Origin of the sequence: Sphingomonas sp. R86520 (genome assembly GCF_042466285.1) — a bacterium.
Classification (GTDB): Bacteria; Pseudomonadota; Alphaproteobacteria; order Sphingomonadales; family Sphingomonadaceae; genus Sphingomonas.
Map to the genome: position 1 here is coordinate 2753434 of NZ_JAXHBZ010000001.1, position 13237 is coordinate 2766670.

The following is a 13237-nucleotide window of genomic DNA, read 5'->3' on the forward strand; positions in this document are numbered from 1 at the left end:
TCGCGGCGATGCGCGAGGCCGCGGAAAACGCTTTCTTCACCGTCTTTCGCGCATAGGATGCGGGTGATGACATTTTCCCCGCGCCGCACCCTCATCCTCCTGCCGCTAATGCTGGCGCCGATGCTGGCCGCCTGTGGCAGATCGTCCACCGACCAGCAGGACTTGAACAGCCTGGATGCGGAACTGACCAACGCCACCACGCGCGATCCTGCGATGACCGCCGCGCTGGGGTCGCAGATCATGGTCGACCCACGGCTTGCGCAATCGTCGAATACCGACGCGGTTCGGCCACCCACGCAACCAGGCAGCGGCGCGGTGCCCGATAGTGCGCTCGCGGCGGATCCGGTCGATGCGAAGACGTTGAAGCCGGCACCGGCGGCGTCGAACGACTGTCCGGAATGCAGGTCGGCGAACGGTGCGCTGACCCTGGGCGCACTGGCCGAGCGGCAGAAGACGCCGGATGCGGGGGCGTGCGCGAAGGATATCGGCTATTCGGCGGGATGGGCGAACCGGTTGCCGGCCGACCTGCCACTGTATCCGGGCGCGCGGCTGTCGGAGGCTGCGGGCGCGGACCAGAATGGGTGCCGGCTCCGAGTGGTGAGCTTTGCCAGCGCCGCGCCGATGCCGAAGATGCTCGCATATTATTATACCAAGGCGACGGCGGCCGGGTATTCGGCCGGGCACAGTACGGACGGGCGCCAGCACGTGCTGGGCGGGATCCGGGGGAACGACGCTTACGTGGTGTATGTGACCGCGCGGCCTGGCGGTGGGAGCGATGTGGACATGGTGTCCAACGCCGGGCGGTGAGATTTTGCGATACGTGCAACACCCCGGCGAAGGCCGGGGCCCAATTGGGAAACGTTGCTAATTGAGCGCCGGCCTTCGTTACTGCGACCTTTCCAATTGGGCCCTGGCCTCCGCCGGGGTGGTTTGTAACGGAGGCACGGGCTGCTCTCCATGTTTGCCCGCGAAGGCTGGCGCTCAGACCAGGTCCCCGCCTTCGCGGGGAAACAATCTGCGGACTGAGTGAAGCCTTCTGCGGGCAACCCCACCCCCTCCACCAACCCCACCTTTCCGTTTTGCCCGATTCACGCTAGGGCCCGACAATGTCTCCCCTTCTCTCCGTCATGGTCGGTGGTGCGGTCGGTTCCGGCGCGCGCTATCTGACTGGCCGCGCGATGCTGTCGTTGCTCGGTCCCGACTATCCCTTTGGTACACTGGCCGTGAATCTGGTCGGTGGCTTGCTGATGGGTGTGCTGGTTGGCGTGCTTGCCCGGACCAGCGCTTCGGAAACGTGGCGGCTGGTGCTCGGCGTCGGCGTGCTGGGTGGGTTCACGACGTTCTCGGCGTTCTCGCTGGATGTCGTCACGATGATCGAGCGGGGCGCCATCGGCGTCGCGTTCGGCTATGTTTTGGTGTCGGTGATCGGTTCGGTCGCCGCGTTGTTCGCGGGTCTCTCCGCAGTAAGGGCCGTCGCATGACTGCGGGCAAAAGCGATAGCGATATGGGTTTCCGCGAGTTCAACGTCGGGTTCGACGATGACGGCATCCGGCTGGACCGGTGGTTCAAGCGGCATTTGCCAGACACGAGCTTCACCACGGTGGCGATGTGGGCGCGCACCGGGCAGCTCCGCGTCGACGGCGCACGCGCTACGCCGGGCGACCGGATCGCGGCGGGCCAGATGCTGCGCGTACCGCCGCCCGAGGCCGACAAGGCCGCCGCCGACGTCGACAAGCCCAAGCGCGTCCGCGAACGCGTGATCCTGTCGGACGAAGAGACCGAGCTTGCGCAGGGCATGGTCATCCACAAGGATTTCCAGGCGTTCGTGCTGAACAAGCCGCCGGGGCTGGCCACGCAGGGTGGGACCAAGACGACGCAGCATGTCGACGGGCTGCTCGACGGATTGCAGTACGATAACGAGGGTCGGCCGAAGCTGGTTCACCGGCTCGACAAGGATACCTCCGGGGCTTTGCTGGTGGCGCGGACGTCGCGCGCGGCGGCGTTCTTCGCGAAGGCGTTCTCGGGGCGGACCGCGCGGAAAGTCTATTGGGCGCTGGTGGTCGACGTGCCGTCGATCGAGGACGGCATGATCGAGCTGCCGATCGCGAAGCAGCCGGGCACCGGCGGCGAGAAGATGCACGTCGACGAGGCCGAGGGCGCGCCGGCGCGAACGCGCTACCGGGTGATCGAGCAGGCCGGCAATCGCGCGGCGTGGGTCGAGTTGCAGCCGTTCACCGGCCGCACGCACCAGTTGCGCGTGCACATGGCGGCGATCGGGCATCCGATCGTTGGCGACGGAAAATACGGCGGCGCGGCGGCGTTCCTGACCGGCGGGATCTCGCGAAAAATGCATCTGCATGCGCGGCGCATCAAGGTGGATCATCCCGATGGCGGGTCGATCGACGTGACCGCCGAGCTGCCGACGCATTTCGCCGAGAGCCTCAAGCAATTGGGTTTCGAGGAGAAGCTGGGCAACGACCTGGTGCTCGACGAGAAGACCGCGCCGACACGCGAGCAGATGAAGTCGCGGGCTAGGGCGCATGCGAAGTCGGTGCGGAAGGACCGTAAGGGTGAGCGGCGTGGACGTGGGGCTGTCGAGGAGAAGGCGACGGGCAAGCCTGCGCCGAAGACGGGTGGACCTCGGACGGGGGCTGGGTCGAAGTTCGGGCCGCCGCGGAGTGGGCCTCGGGTTGAAGGTGCCAAGCCGGCTGGGCGCGGGCGTCCGGGTGGAGCGGGGAAGCCTGGGCCTCGGAGTGGGCCCGGGACTCGGTAACTGTTGGCGGCGGCCTAACGTGCCCTCACCCTCCCGCTCCCCCGAGGGGAGAGAGAGAATTGGTTAGACTGGGCGCTCAGACCTAACCATATTGCGCCACCCCGGCGAAGGCCGGGGCCCAATTGGAAAGGTTGAGGTAACTGAGCAACGTCCTTCGTTAGCGACGCCCCCCAATTGGGTCCCGGCCTTCGCCGGGATGGAGTTTGAGGTGGGGGCGCGACACCAACCGTAAGCCGTTCCCCCGCGAAGGCGGGGTCCAGGGGCCATGATCGCGGCGCTGCTCGATTCCTGCGCCCCCGCCTTTGCAGGGGAGCTAAGTGAGCGCAACTAACGCCTACTTCAGCCACCCCAGCAGGAACCGCCGCACGCCCTCCGTCACCGTCCCGAACACGATGTGCGACGCCGCGCTGTACAGATGCGTCGTCGGCGCTGTGTTCCACGGAGCCTCGCCCAGCCCCGCCGCCGGCACCGCCGCCTCGTCGAGCAACGACGTCGTCACCGCCGCGAACGCGGTCCCGTAACCTGCCGTCACTGCCGGCCGGTATTCCGCCGCCACCGCGTAGGCGATCCCCAGCCCTGCCCCGAGCGCATAATGCACGACCTGCCCGGCGAGCGGCTTGCGATCGTCGGAGATGGCGTGGCCGGCCACCGCCTTGGAAACCTTGTCCGCCGCTTTTTGCGTCGCGGGTTCGGCGTCGCTTTCCGACGACGACAGCGCGGCGACGCCTGCCTGGAACAGGTCCATCGCCAACGACGCGGCCAGCCCAGCAACCAGGCCGGCCGCCGCGGCGGCCCATGGGTTTGGAGCAGTGTCGGTCGGTGTGCGCGCCATGATCGGTCTCCAGAGGTATTCCACACAACCCGCCGCCTGCGCGGCCGTTCCGGTTTGGCGTTCCCTCGCGTGCACGCGTGATCTACGAGGCGGCAATGCGTTGGAAAACTTCTTGACCCGTCTTGCCGTGTTCGATTGCGACGGGACGCTCGTCGACAGCCAGGCGAATATTTGCGTCGCATGCGAACGGGCGTTCGAGCGCGCCGGGCTGGTCCCGCCGTCTCGCGCGGACATTCGGCGGATCGTAGGCTTAAGCCTCGTCGAGGCGATGCAGGTGTTGCTGCCAGAGGCGGACGCAGCGCTGCATCGATCGCTCGCCACCGACTACAAGAACGCGTTCCATGCGATGCGCGCGAGTGGCGAACTGGCCGACGAACCGTTGTTCGACGGGATCGCCGAAGTGCTGGGGACGCTTGCCGCCGACGGCTGGGCGCTGGGCGTGGCGACGGGGAAATCCGATCGCGGCCTCGCGCATATCCTTGCCGCGCACGGCATCACCGAACGGTTCGTGACGTTGCAGACTGCGGACCGGCATCCGTCGAAACCCGATCCGGCGATGCTGCTGGCGGCGATCGCGGAGGCGGGTGCTGCCGTGGAGACCACCGCGATGATCGGCGATACGAGCTTCGACATGGCGATGGCGCGAGCCGCCGGTGCGCGCGCCGTCGGGGTCGCGTGGGGGTATCACGACGTGCACGAGCTTTCGGATGCGGGTGCGGATGTCGTCGCGGCGACCGTGCCGGACTTGCTCCACATGGTGGCGCCACGATGACCGACGCCGACAAGCTCGCGCAGCGACGCTGGTTCGTGCTGGTCGCCGTGCGACTGGCAGGGGTGGCCGGCGCGCTGCTCGGGCTGATCCTGATCGCGCGCGCGCATGATCTCGGGCCGAAGATCCTCGGGACGGCGATCGTGTTGTCGGCGATGGCGATGATCGCCACCGTGCCGCGCAGTCTGGCGCATCGCTGGCGGAGTCCGCCTGAATGAACGGAATGGGCGCATGAAGCGGTTCTGGAAAGACGTCGCGATCGATGCGGACCGCGTGGTGACGCTCGACGGCAAGCCGGTGCGCACGCCCGGGCGGCGACCGCTCGCGTTGCCGAGCGATGCGCTGGCCGAGGCGGTCGCGGCGGAATGGCGCGCGGTCGGCGTGGACGTAGATCCGCGGACGATGCCGCTGACGGGACTCGCCAATGCGGCGACCGACCCGATCGCGAACGATCCCGCGCAGTTTGCCGCGCGGCTGGCGGCGTATGGCGAGAGCGACCTGCTCTGTTACCGCGCGGAAGGACCTCCGTTGCTGGTCGAGCGGCAGGCGGCGGCGTGGGATCCGCTGCTGGCATGGGCGCGAGGGCGGTATGACGTGACCTTCGCGGTAACGGCGGGCGTGATGCACGTCGCACAGGCCGCCGCGACGATCACGCGGCTGTATGAGGCGGTCGCGGCGTATGACGATTTCCGGCTGGCCGGGTTATCGCCGGTAGTGACGCTGACGGGGTCGCTAGTGATCGGGCTGGCGCTGATCGAGGGCGAGATCGATGCGGACGCGGCCTGGGCGGCGGCGGGAATCGACGAGGACTGGTCGATCGAGATGTGGGGCGAGGACTGGCAGGCGACCCAGTTGCGCGACGCGAAGCGCACGGAGTTCGGGTTGGGGGTAGAGTTTCTGGGGCTGCTTTGAGAGCGTATTCGCCCTCTCACATTCGTCACCCCAGCGAAAGCTGGGGTATCCCGGTTGGCGGGTATTGCGACCCGGAACGGGAATATCCCAGCTTTCGCTGGGATGACGGGTAGGGTCTGGGTGACGTTGACGGTAGGTAAGCCTAGCGGGTCAGCCGGCGGATGAAGCCGATCAGGCCGGTCTGGCGCGAGCGCTTCAACCGTTCGGCAGCGAGGATCGTCTTCACGCCGCGGATGCAGCTGTCGACGTCGTCGTTGACGAGCACGTAGTCATAGCCGTCCCAGTGGCTGACCTCGTTGGCGGCGCGCGACATGCGCGCTTCGATCACTTCGGTCGAGTCGGTGCCGCGGCTGGTGAGCCTGCGGTGGAGCTCTTCCATCGATGGCGGGAAAATGAAGACGCGGACGACGTCGCCGCCGGCGATCTGGAACAGCTGTTGCGCACCCTGCCAGTCGATGTCGAACAGCACGTCCTTGCCGGCGGCCAGCATCTCCTCGACCTGCGCGCGCGGCGTGCCGTAGCGGTGGTTGAAGACGTGCGCCCATTCGAGGAACTCGTCGTTCGCGACCATGTCCCGAAAGCCCTCGAGGTCGGTGAAGTGATAGTCCTTGCCGTCGACCTCGCCGGCGCGCATCGGCCGTGTCGTTACCGAAACCGACATCTCCAGCTCATGCTCGTCGGCGAGCAATCGGCGCGCGATCGTCGACTTGCCGGCGCCCGACGGCGATGACAGGACGAACAGGACGCCGCGGCGACGGAAACCATGCGGGTCGGACGGGGGATTGTTGGGCATGCGCGCCCTTGCCGCGGACCATGCACGGGCGTCAACCCATGTGCGGTCCGCGGTTCGGCAATTACGCCGGCAATCAGATCGCCTTGCGCGCCTTGTTGCGATCATACGCCTTCTTGGCTGCGTAGCCGCCGCCGAGCACGAGACCGAGCGGGCCCATCCGGCGCAACACGCTCATCGCGACCACGCCCTTGATCGCACCCGAGGTGCCGCCGCTACCGTCCCGGCGACCCATTTCGCGGCCGACGAGTGCGCTGATGATACGTCCGATCATGCTTCCGCCTCCCCGAAGACCTGATCCTTCAGTTCCGTCGCGCCGCGCAGCACCGCCCAGCCGACGGCGTATGTAACCGCGAGCGGGATCACGATCTTGAGCACGTTCGCGGTGATCGCGCCGATGATCGCGCCGTCTGCGTTGCCGTCGTCGCCGCTCATCGAATCGATGCCTGCGCCGATCAGCGCGCCTATGGTCGTTGCGCCCACGTTATTTCTCCTCGGAATGTGCCGGGGTAGCGTTTGGCGACGAAATGGGTTCCCGACTGAGTTCCCAGCCGCCCGCCACTCCCCTTCCGTTCGCCCTGAGCGAAGTCGAAGGGAGTGCCCCAAGCGGGGGTGCTTCGACTTCGCTCAGCACGAACGGAATTTTGGGGTGCGGGCGTTACCGTCCCAGCATCGACTCGGGTTTGACGACGCGGTCGAAGGTCTCGGCGTCGACTAGGCCAAGCGCGAGGCCAGCTTCCTTGAGCGTCAGACCCTCGGCGTGCGCGTATTTGGCGATCTTGGCGGCGGCGTCGTAGCCGATCTCGGGCGCGAGGGCGGTGACGAGCATCAGCGAGCGATCGAGCAGGTCGGCGATGCGGCCGCGGTTGGGTTCGATGCCATCGACGCAGCGTTCCGCGAACCCTTCCATCGCAGTCGCCAGCAGGTCGATCGAGCGCAGCACGTTGGCGCCGATCAGCGGCTTGAAGACGTTGAGTTCGAGATGACCCTGCATGCCGCCGACCGTCACTGCGACGTGGTTGCCCATCACTTGCCCCGCGACCATCGTCAGCATCTCGCACTGCGTCGGGTTGACCTTGCCGGGCATGATCGAGCTGCCGGGCTCGTTGGCGGGCAAGTCGATCTCGCCGAAGCCGCAGCGGGGGCCGGAGCCGAGCAGGCGGATGTCGTTGGCGATCTTGGTCAGCGCGACCGCCAGCGTGTTGAGCGTACCGGACAGGTGCACGAGCGGGTCGTTCGATGCGAGCGCCTCGAACTTGTTGCGCGCGCTGACGAACGGCAGGCCGGTGATCGCTGCCAGTTCGTGCGCGATCGCGTCGCCGAAGCCCGCGGGGGCGTTGAGGCCGGTGCCGACCGCGGTGCCGCCCTGCGCGAGGATGACCATGCCGTGGCTGATCGCGGGTTCGATGCGGTGACGGCAGCGGTAGAGCTGGTTCGCATAGCCGGAGAATTCCTGGCCGAGCATCAACGGCGTCGCGTCCTGGAGGTGGGTGCGCCCGATCTTGACGATGTCGTCCCAGGCGTTCGCCTTCGCGTCGAGGGATGCGTGGAGCTTGTCGAGCGCTGGGATCAGGCGGTGCGTGGTGGCGATCGCGGCGGCGATGTGGAGCGCGGTCGGGAAACTGTCGTTGGACGACTGGCTCATGTTGACGTGATCGTTGGGGTGGACCGGCGACTTGCCGCCGCGGGCGCCGGTGAGGACCTCGTTGGCGCGGCCGGCGATGACCTCGTTGGCGTTCATGTTCGACTGTGTGCCGCTGCCGGTCTGCCAGATGACGAGGGGGAACTGGTCGTCGAGCTTGCCGTCGATCACTTCCTGCGCAGCGGAGTCGATCGCGGTGGCGATTTTTTCGTCGAGGCCGTGGGCGCGGTTTACGCGGGCGGCGGCCTGTTTGACGAGCGCCAGGGCGTGGACGATCTCGATCGGCATGCGTTCGCGGGTGGCGAAGGGAAAGTTCTCGATCGAGCGTTCGGTCTGCGCGCCCCAATAGGCGGTGGCGGGAACCTCGATCGGGCCGATCGTGTCGGTTTCTGTGCGGGTCTGGGTCATGGGGAGAGAACCTTCCGTAGCGGGCTCGGGATCCCTCGCCCATTCGGGGAGAGGGAGGGCGGGGCCGCAGGCGACGGAAGGGTTAGGGGCTTGAGGCTCGGGACGCGTGTCCCAACGCCCCTCACCCTTCCCACCGCAAGTGCGGCGGGCCCCTTCCCTCTCCCCGGGGGGGAGAGGGAGTACGGGTCACTTTTTCCGCTTGAAATCCACGGCGACGACGTTCGAGCCGTCTTCGATCGGGACCGCGGTCGGGCCGTCGTTCTCGGCTGCCTCATGATCGCCGAGCGCGTCTTCCGCACCCTCCTGCGCCTGGAAGCGGAGTTCGAAGCTCACGGCTGGATCCTGGAACCCGGTGATCGCCGAATACGGGATCACCAGCTTCGACGGGACCTGGTTGAACGAAAGTCCGATCGAGAAGCGCTCGTCGTCGACGACGAGGTCCCAGTAGCGGTTCTGCATGACGATCGTCATCTCGTCGGGAAAGCGCTCGATCAGGCGCTTGGGAATGTCGACTCCGGGCGCCTGGGTCTTGAAGGTGATGTAGAAATGATGCTCGCCGGGCAGTCCGCCGGCCTCCGCGACCGAACCGAGGACGCGGCCGACCACGGCACGCAGGGCTTCTTGTACGATCTCGTCGTACGGAATCAGGCTATCGGGCAGTCCATCACTCATTCCCCTTGGGTAGCGGCATTCGTTTCCCGGTCAAGATTGCATGCGTCGTACGGGGCGTTATGGGAGGTGGCATGCGCACCGCCACGATCACCCGCTCCACCGCCGAGACGGCGATCGACGTCACCGTGAACCTCGATGGGACCGGCGTGTACGACGTCGAGACCGGGGTCGGTTTCTTCGATCACATGCTCGAGCAACTGTCGCGCCACTCGCTGATCGATATCCGCGTGCGGACCAAGGGCGACCTGCACATCGACGAGCACCACACCGTCGAGGATACCGGCATCGCGATCGGGCAGGCGTTCGCGCAGGCGCTCGGCGACAAGCGTGGCATCGCGCGGTACGGCGATGCGCTGTCGCCGATGGACGAAACGCTGACGCGCGTGGCGCTGGATATTTCCGGGCGGCCGTGGCTGGTGTGGAAGGACCTGTTCTCGCAGAAACGCTTGGGCGGCATGGATACCGAGATGTTCGAGCATTTCTTCCACAGCTTTGCGCAAGCCGCCGGCATCACGCTGCACGTCGAGACTTTGTACGGGACGAACAACCACCACATCGCCGAGGCTGCGTTCAAGGGCGTCGCGCGGGCGCTGCGGACCGCGATCGAGATCGATCCGCGCAAGGCCGACGCGATCCCGTCGACCAAGGGGATCTTGTGAGCGAGCCGTTCGCACGGACCGACGCGCCGTTGTGCGTGGTTGCGCTGACCTACGTCGTGCCGCTGGACGCGATCGATGCGCGGATGAAGGAGCATGTCGCGTGGCTCGGCAAGGGCTATGCCGAGGGCGTGTTCCTCGCGTCGGGTCGGCGGATCCCACGTACCGGCGGAGTTATCCTGGTCCGCGGCGAGAAGGCCGCGGTCGAAGCCGTGGTCGCGACCGATCCGTTCGTGAGCGGCGGGCTGGCCACTGCCGAGATCACTGCATTTACCGCGAGCATGGTCCTGCCCCCGATTGCCGGGCTGCTCGAGTGACGCTGGCGCTGATCGATTACGGCGCGGGCAATCTGCATTCGGTCGAGAACGCGTTGCGGACTGCCGGGTGTGTCGATCTCGTCGTGACGTCGGACGCGGATGTGGTCGCGAAGGCCGAGCGGATCGTGTTGCCGGGCGTCGGCGCGTATGGCGCCTGCGCGGCGGCGTTGCGCGCGGTGCCGGGGATGGTCGAGGCGTTGAACCGGCGCGTTCGCGACGAGGGTACGCCGTTTCTCGGCATTTGCGTCGGCATGCAGTTGATGGCCGATGCGGGCGAGGAAATGGGGACGCATGCCGGGCTTGGCTGGGTGCCGGGACGTGTGCGACGGCTGGCGCCGGGGACGATGCCCGGACTTGGGGAGGCAAAGGTGCCGCATATGGGGTGGAACGACGTCGTTCCGACCAGGCAGCATCCGCTGATCGAACCAGGTGAGGCGTATTTCCTGCACAGCTTTGCCTTCGAAGGCGCCGACGTGCTCGCGACGACCGAGCATGCCGGCGCGGTTACCGCCGCGATCGGTCGCGACACGATGATCGGCGTGCAGTTTCATCCTGAGAAGAGCCAGCGCTACGGCCTGGCCTTGCTCGAACGATTCCTGGAGTGGCGGCCGTGAGCCTTATCATTTTCCCCGCGATCGACCTCAAGGCGGGTCAGGTGGTGCGTCTCGCCGAGGGCGATATGGACCGCGCGACCGTGTACGGCGACGATCCGGCGGCGCAGGCGATGCTGTTCGCGGACGCCGGCGCTGAGCATCTGCATGTCGTCGATCTCGACGGTGCGTTCGCGGGGGCTTCGGTCAACGGCGATGCGGTTCGGGCAATCGTGGCGCAGTTTCCGGGGCATGTGCAGCTCGGCGGCGGGATCCGGACCCGGGCCAGCGTCGAGGGCTGGTTCGATCTGGGCGTGTCGCGTGTCGTGATCGGCACGGCTGCGCTGGAGGATCCCGACTTCGTCCGCGGCGTGGCGAAGGATTTCCCCGGCGGGATCGTCGTCGCGGTCGACGCGAAGGACGGCATGGTCGCGACCAAGGGCTGGGCCGACGTGTCGACCACGACCGCGGTCGACCTCGCACGACGGTTCGAGGATGCGGGTGTGGCGTCGTTGCTGTTCACCGATGTCGGGCGCGACGGGATGCTGAAGGGGTGCAACGTCGACGCTACGGTCGATCTGGCGCGCTCGGTAGACATTCCGGTGATCGCCAGCGGCGGGGTCAAGGGCATCGCCGAGATCCACGTCCTCGCTTTGCATGCGCGGGATGGGGTGGAGGGCGTGATTACCGGGCGAGCGCTGTACGACGGCCGGCTCGATCTTGCTGCGGCATTGAGTGTGGCGAAGGCTGCATGATGGTTCACGCGGACACGCGGAGACGCGGAGATAGTAAGAGCTTTTCGCGCAGAGGCGCAGAGAGCGCAGAGGAAGTGTGCGGCAGCATTCATTGCTTCCTGACTGGCGACGGAACCCGGCCCGCCCCAGCGCGCCCCTTCTTCTCTGCGTCCTCTGCGCCTCTGCGCGAAATATTCTTTTTAGCGGCTTTGCCGCGTCGCCGCGTCTCCGCGTCTCCGCGTGAACCAATTCTACGGCGCAGCGCATGACGGTTCGAGCACGCGTCATTCCCTGTCTCGACGTTGCCGATGGCCGCGTCGTGAAGGGTGTCAACTTCGTCGAGCTCCGCGACGCGGGCGATCCGGTCGAGCAGGCGCGGGCCTATGACGCGGCAGGAGCGGACGAGCTGTGCTTCCTCGATATCGGGGCGAGCCATGAAGGCCGGGGGACGATCCTCGACGTCGTGCGGCGGACGGCGGCGGTATGCTTCATGCCGTTGACGGTCGGCGGTGGCGTGCGGACCGCCGACGATGCCCGCGCGCTGTTGCTGGCGGGGGCGGACAAGGTGGCGGTCAATTCGGCCGCGGTCGAGCGGCCGGAACTCGTGGCGGATATCGCCGAGCGGTTCGGCAGCCAATGCTGCGTGGCGAGCGTCGATGCGCGGCGATCGGGCGAAGGCTGGGAAGTCTTCACGCATGGCGGGCGGCGGGCGACTGGTATCGACGCGATCGCGCACGCGCTGAAGCTCACGGAACTGGGTGCGGGCGAGTTGCTGGTCACGTCGATGGACCGTGACGGGACGCGCAGCGGCTACGACCTCGACCTGATCCGCGCGATTTCGGATCGGGTGAGCGTGCCCGTCGTGGCGAGCGGCGGCGTCGGCGGGCTCGACGATCTGGTGGCCGGGATCCGCGACGGTCATGCGAGCGCGGTGCTGGCGGCATCGATCTTCCACTTCGGGCAGGCGTCGATCGGGGATGCGCATGCCGCGCTGGCGGCAGCGGGCATTCCGGTGCGAACGCCGGTGCGTTCGACGTTGTCTTTCGGGGCCTGACCGGAATGCCGGTCCTCGTGATGCTCGCGGTCGAGTCCGGGCATAGCGGCGTGGCACACCCGCTTACCGGGTTCGCCCTGTCGGACGTGGCGCTCTTCGTGATCGCGGTGGTCGCCGTGTGGCAGGTGCGACGGGCGCTGCGCAAACGCTTCGCAAAGACCCGGGCTCCGGCAAAGCCGCCCTTCAAGAAGGATTGACCCGCCTGCCCTGCTGCGCCAGCAAGCTGCGCATGGCAGACCCCATATTCGACCGCCTCGAAGCGACCATCCGCGCCCGCCGCGATGCACCCGCCGATACCAGCTACACCGCGAGCCTGTTCGCCAAAGGCCGCCCCAAGATCGCGCAGAAGCTTGGCGAGGAAGCCGTCGAAACGGTGATCGCCGCATGCTCTGGGGACGACGCGAGCATCGTGCCGGAAGCGGCGGACCTGATGTTTCATCTGGCTGTGCTGCTCGCGGATGCGGGGTTGAGCCTGGACGACGTGCGCGCGGAACTGGAACGGCGCGAGGGTGTCGGCGGCTTGGTCGAGAAGGCTGGGCGGACGGACTAACCTTCTCCCCTTCCGCTTGCGGGAGGGGTTGGGGGAGGGCATGACGCACATGCTCCGCCGGGATCGGGATGGCCCAGCCCCTCCCCTAACCCTTCCCGCAAGCGGGAGGGGAATATATGCCGATCGACGCCACCCAGCCTTATGACGACCAGAACATCTTCGCAAAGATCCTGCGCGGCGAGATCCCGTCGAAGCGGGTCTATGAGGATGCGTTCGCGATCGCGTTCCACGACATCAACCCGCAGGCGCCGACGCACCTGCTCGTGATCCCCAAGGGCGCGTACGTATCCTGGGACGACTTTTCCGCGCGGGCCCCCGACGCCGAGATCGCAGGCTTCATCCGCGCGGTCGGCACTGTCGCGCGCGCCGCTGGCCTCGTCGAACCGGGTTATCGCCTGCTCGCCAATGTCGGGCAGGACGGACATCAGGAGGTGCCGCATCTGCATGTTCATGTCTTCGGCGGGCGCCCGCTCGGGCCGATGCTGGCGCGATAGGCCAGCTTCACCGCACTAAAGGATTGCGCGTAATAAAATTGCCA

Annotated in this window: 20 protein-coding genes; 14 read left to right on the plus strand and 6 right to left on the minus strand. The window is 67.1% G+C overall.

Annotated elements, in window-relative coordinates:
• Positions 1-66 precede the first annotated feature (66 nt).
• The 3 genes from SJY41_RS12495 to SJY41_RS12505 all read left to right on the plus strand — a co-directional run bounded on the left by SJY41_RS12495 (position 67) and on the right by SJY41_RS12505 (position 2773).
• Positions 67-807 (plus strand): hypothetical protein, encoded by a 741-nt coding sequence (locus tag SJY41_RS12495; protein ID WP_380782150.1) that lies wholly within the window; start codon positions 67-69, stop codon positions 805-807.
• Positions 808-1106: 299 nt separating this feature from the next.
• On the plus strand, positions 1107-1481 hold the full coding sequence (gene crcB / locus SJY41_RS12500; RefSeq protein WP_380782152.1) for a fluoride efflux transporter CrcB: 375 nt from the start codon (positions 1107-1109) through the stop codon (positions 1479-1481).
• Positions 1478-2773, plus strand: coding sequence for an RluA family pseudouridine synthase (locus tag SJY41_RS12505; protein WP_380782154.1), 1296 nt, complete (start codon positions 1478-1480; stop codon positions 2771-2773). The genes crcB and SJY41_RS12505 overlap by 4 nt, the downstream gene beginning before the upstream one ends.
• Positions 2774-3107: 334 nt before the next feature.
• Here the strand turns inward: SJY41_RS12505 and SJY41_RS12510 are convergent, their stop codons facing one another.
• On the minus strand, positions 3108-3605 hold the full coding sequence (locus tag SJY41_RS12510; protein WP_380782156.1) for a DUF1440 domain-containing protein: 498 nt from the start codon (positions 3603-3605) through the stop codon (positions 3108-3110).
• 112 nt (positions 3606-3717) lie between these two features.
• Between SJY41_RS12510 and SJY41_RS12515 the strand changes: the two genes are divergently transcribed.
• Genes SJY41_RS12515 through SJY41_RS12525 form a run of 3 tightly spaced genes read left to right on the plus strand, consistent with a single transcriptional unit; the run spans position 3718 to position 5286 of the window.
• Positions 3718-4377: an HAD-IA family hydrolase gene (locus SJY41_RS12515; RefSeq protein ID WP_380782158.1), complete on the plus strand. Its 660-nt coding sequence runs from the start codon at positions 3718-3720 to the stop codon at positions 4375-4377.
• On the plus strand, positions 4374-4592 hold the full coding sequence (locus SJY41_RS12520) for a hypothetical protein (RefSeq protein WP_120301293.1): 219 nt from the start codon (positions 4374-4376) through the stop codon (positions 4590-4592). The genes SJY41_RS12515 and SJY41_RS12520 overlap by 4 nt, the downstream gene beginning before the upstream one ends.
• Before the next feature lie 13 nt (positions 4593-4605).
• Positions 4606-5286, plus strand: coding sequence for an ATP12 family chaperone protein (locus SJY41_RS12525; RefSeq protein ID WP_380782160.1), 681 nt, complete (start codon positions 4606-4608; stop codon positions 5284-5286).
• 142 nt (positions 5287-5428) lie between these two features.
• Here the strand turns inward: SJY41_RS12525 and gmk are convergent, their stop codons facing one another.
• From gmk to SJY41_RS12550, 5 genes are all read right to left on the minus strand, one after another.
• Positions 5429-6079 (minus strand): guanylate kinase, encoded by a 651-nt coding sequence (gene gmk, locus SJY41_RS12530; RefSeq protein WP_380782162.1) that lies wholly within the window; start codon positions 6077-6079, stop codon positions 5429-5431.
• A gap of 73 nt (positions 6080-6152) precedes the next feature.
• Positions 6153-6350 (minus strand): hypothetical protein, encoded by a 198-nt coding sequence (locus tag SJY41_RS12535; protein ID WP_380782164.1) that lies wholly within the window; start codon positions 6348-6350, stop codon positions 6153-6155.
• Complete coding sequence (locus SJY41_RS12540; RefSeq protein ID WP_380782166.1) at positions 6347-6559, minus strand: hypothetical protein; 213 nt, start codon at positions 6557-6559, stop codon at positions 6347-6349. The genes SJY41_RS12535 and SJY41_RS12540 overlap by 4 nt, the downstream gene beginning before the upstream one ends.
• A gap of 175 nt (positions 6560-6734) precedes the next feature.
• The gene (gene fumC / locus SJY41_RS12545) at positions 6735-8126 is read right to left on the minus strand and encodes a class II fumarate hydratase (protein WP_380782167.1); all 1392 of its coding nucleotides are present in this window, start codon (positions 8124-8126) and stop codon (positions 6735-6737) included.
• A gap of 186 nt (positions 8127-8312) precedes the next feature.
• Positions 8313-8798 carry an SspB family protein gene (locus SJY41_RS12550; protein WP_380782169.1) on the minus strand — a complete coding sequence of 162 codons (486 nt, stop codon included), beginning with the start codon at positions 8796-8798 and terminating at the stop codon, positions 8313-8315.
• A gap of 71 nt (positions 8799-8869) precedes the next feature.
• Here SJY41_RS12550 and hisB point away from each other — a divergent pair, with 71 nt between their 5' ends.
• From hisB to SJY41_RS12590, 8 genes are all read left to right on the plus strand, one after another.
• Entirely contained in the window at positions 8870-9457 is a 588-nt protein-coding gene (gene hisB, locus SJY41_RS12555) for an imidazoleglycerol-phosphate dehydratase HisB (RefSeq protein WP_056052090.1), read from the plus strand.
• Complete coding sequence (locus tag SJY41_RS12560; protein ID WP_380782171.1) at positions 9454-9771, plus strand: YciI family protein; 318 nt, start codon at positions 9454-9456, stop codon at positions 9769-9771. Before hisB ends, SJY41_RS12560 begins: the two co-directional genes overlap by 4 nt.
• Positions 9768-10385 carry an imidazole glycerol phosphate synthase subunit HisH gene (hisH, locus tag SJY41_RS12565; RefSeq protein WP_380782173.1) on the plus strand — a complete coding sequence of 206 codons (618 nt, stop codon included), beginning with the start codon at positions 9768-9770 and terminating at the stop codon, positions 10383-10385. The genes SJY41_RS12560 and hisH overlap by 4 nt, the downstream gene beginning before the upstream one ends.
• Positions 10382-11116, plus strand: a complete 735-nt coding sequence (hisA, locus tag SJY41_RS12570) for a 1-(5-phosphoribosyl)-5-[(5-phosphoribosylamino)methylideneamino]imidazole-4-carboxamide isomerase (RefSeq protein WP_380782175.1) — start codon at positions 10382-10384, stop codon at positions 11114-11116. Before hisH ends, hisA begins: the two co-directional genes overlap by 4 nt.
• A 244-nt stretch (positions 11117-11360) precedes the next feature.
• Positions 11361-12149 (plus strand): imidazole glycerol phosphate synthase subunit HisF, encoded by a 789-nt coding sequence (hisF, locus tag SJY41_RS12575; RefSeq protein ID WP_380782177.1) that lies wholly within the window; start codon positions 11361-11363, stop codon positions 12147-12149.
• 5 nt (positions 12150-12154) lie between these two features.
• Positions 12155-12346, plus strand: a complete 192-nt coding sequence (locus tag SJY41_RS12580; protein ID WP_380782179.1) for a hypothetical protein — start codon at positions 12155-12157, stop codon at positions 12344-12346.
• A 32-nt stretch (positions 12347-12378) separates the two neighbouring features.
• The gene (locus SJY41_RS12585; protein WP_380782180.1) at positions 12379-12699 is read left to right on the plus strand and encodes a phosphoribosyl-ATP diphosphatase; all 321 of its coding nucleotides are present in this window, start codon (positions 12379-12381) and stop codon (positions 12697-12699) included.
• Between the two features lie 116 nt (positions 12700-12815).
• Complete coding sequence (locus SJY41_RS12590; RefSeq protein WP_380782182.1) at positions 12816-13193, plus strand: histidine triad nucleotide-binding protein; 378 nt, start codon at positions 12816-12818, stop codon at positions 13191-13193.
• Positions 13194-13237 lie beyond the last annotated feature (44 nt).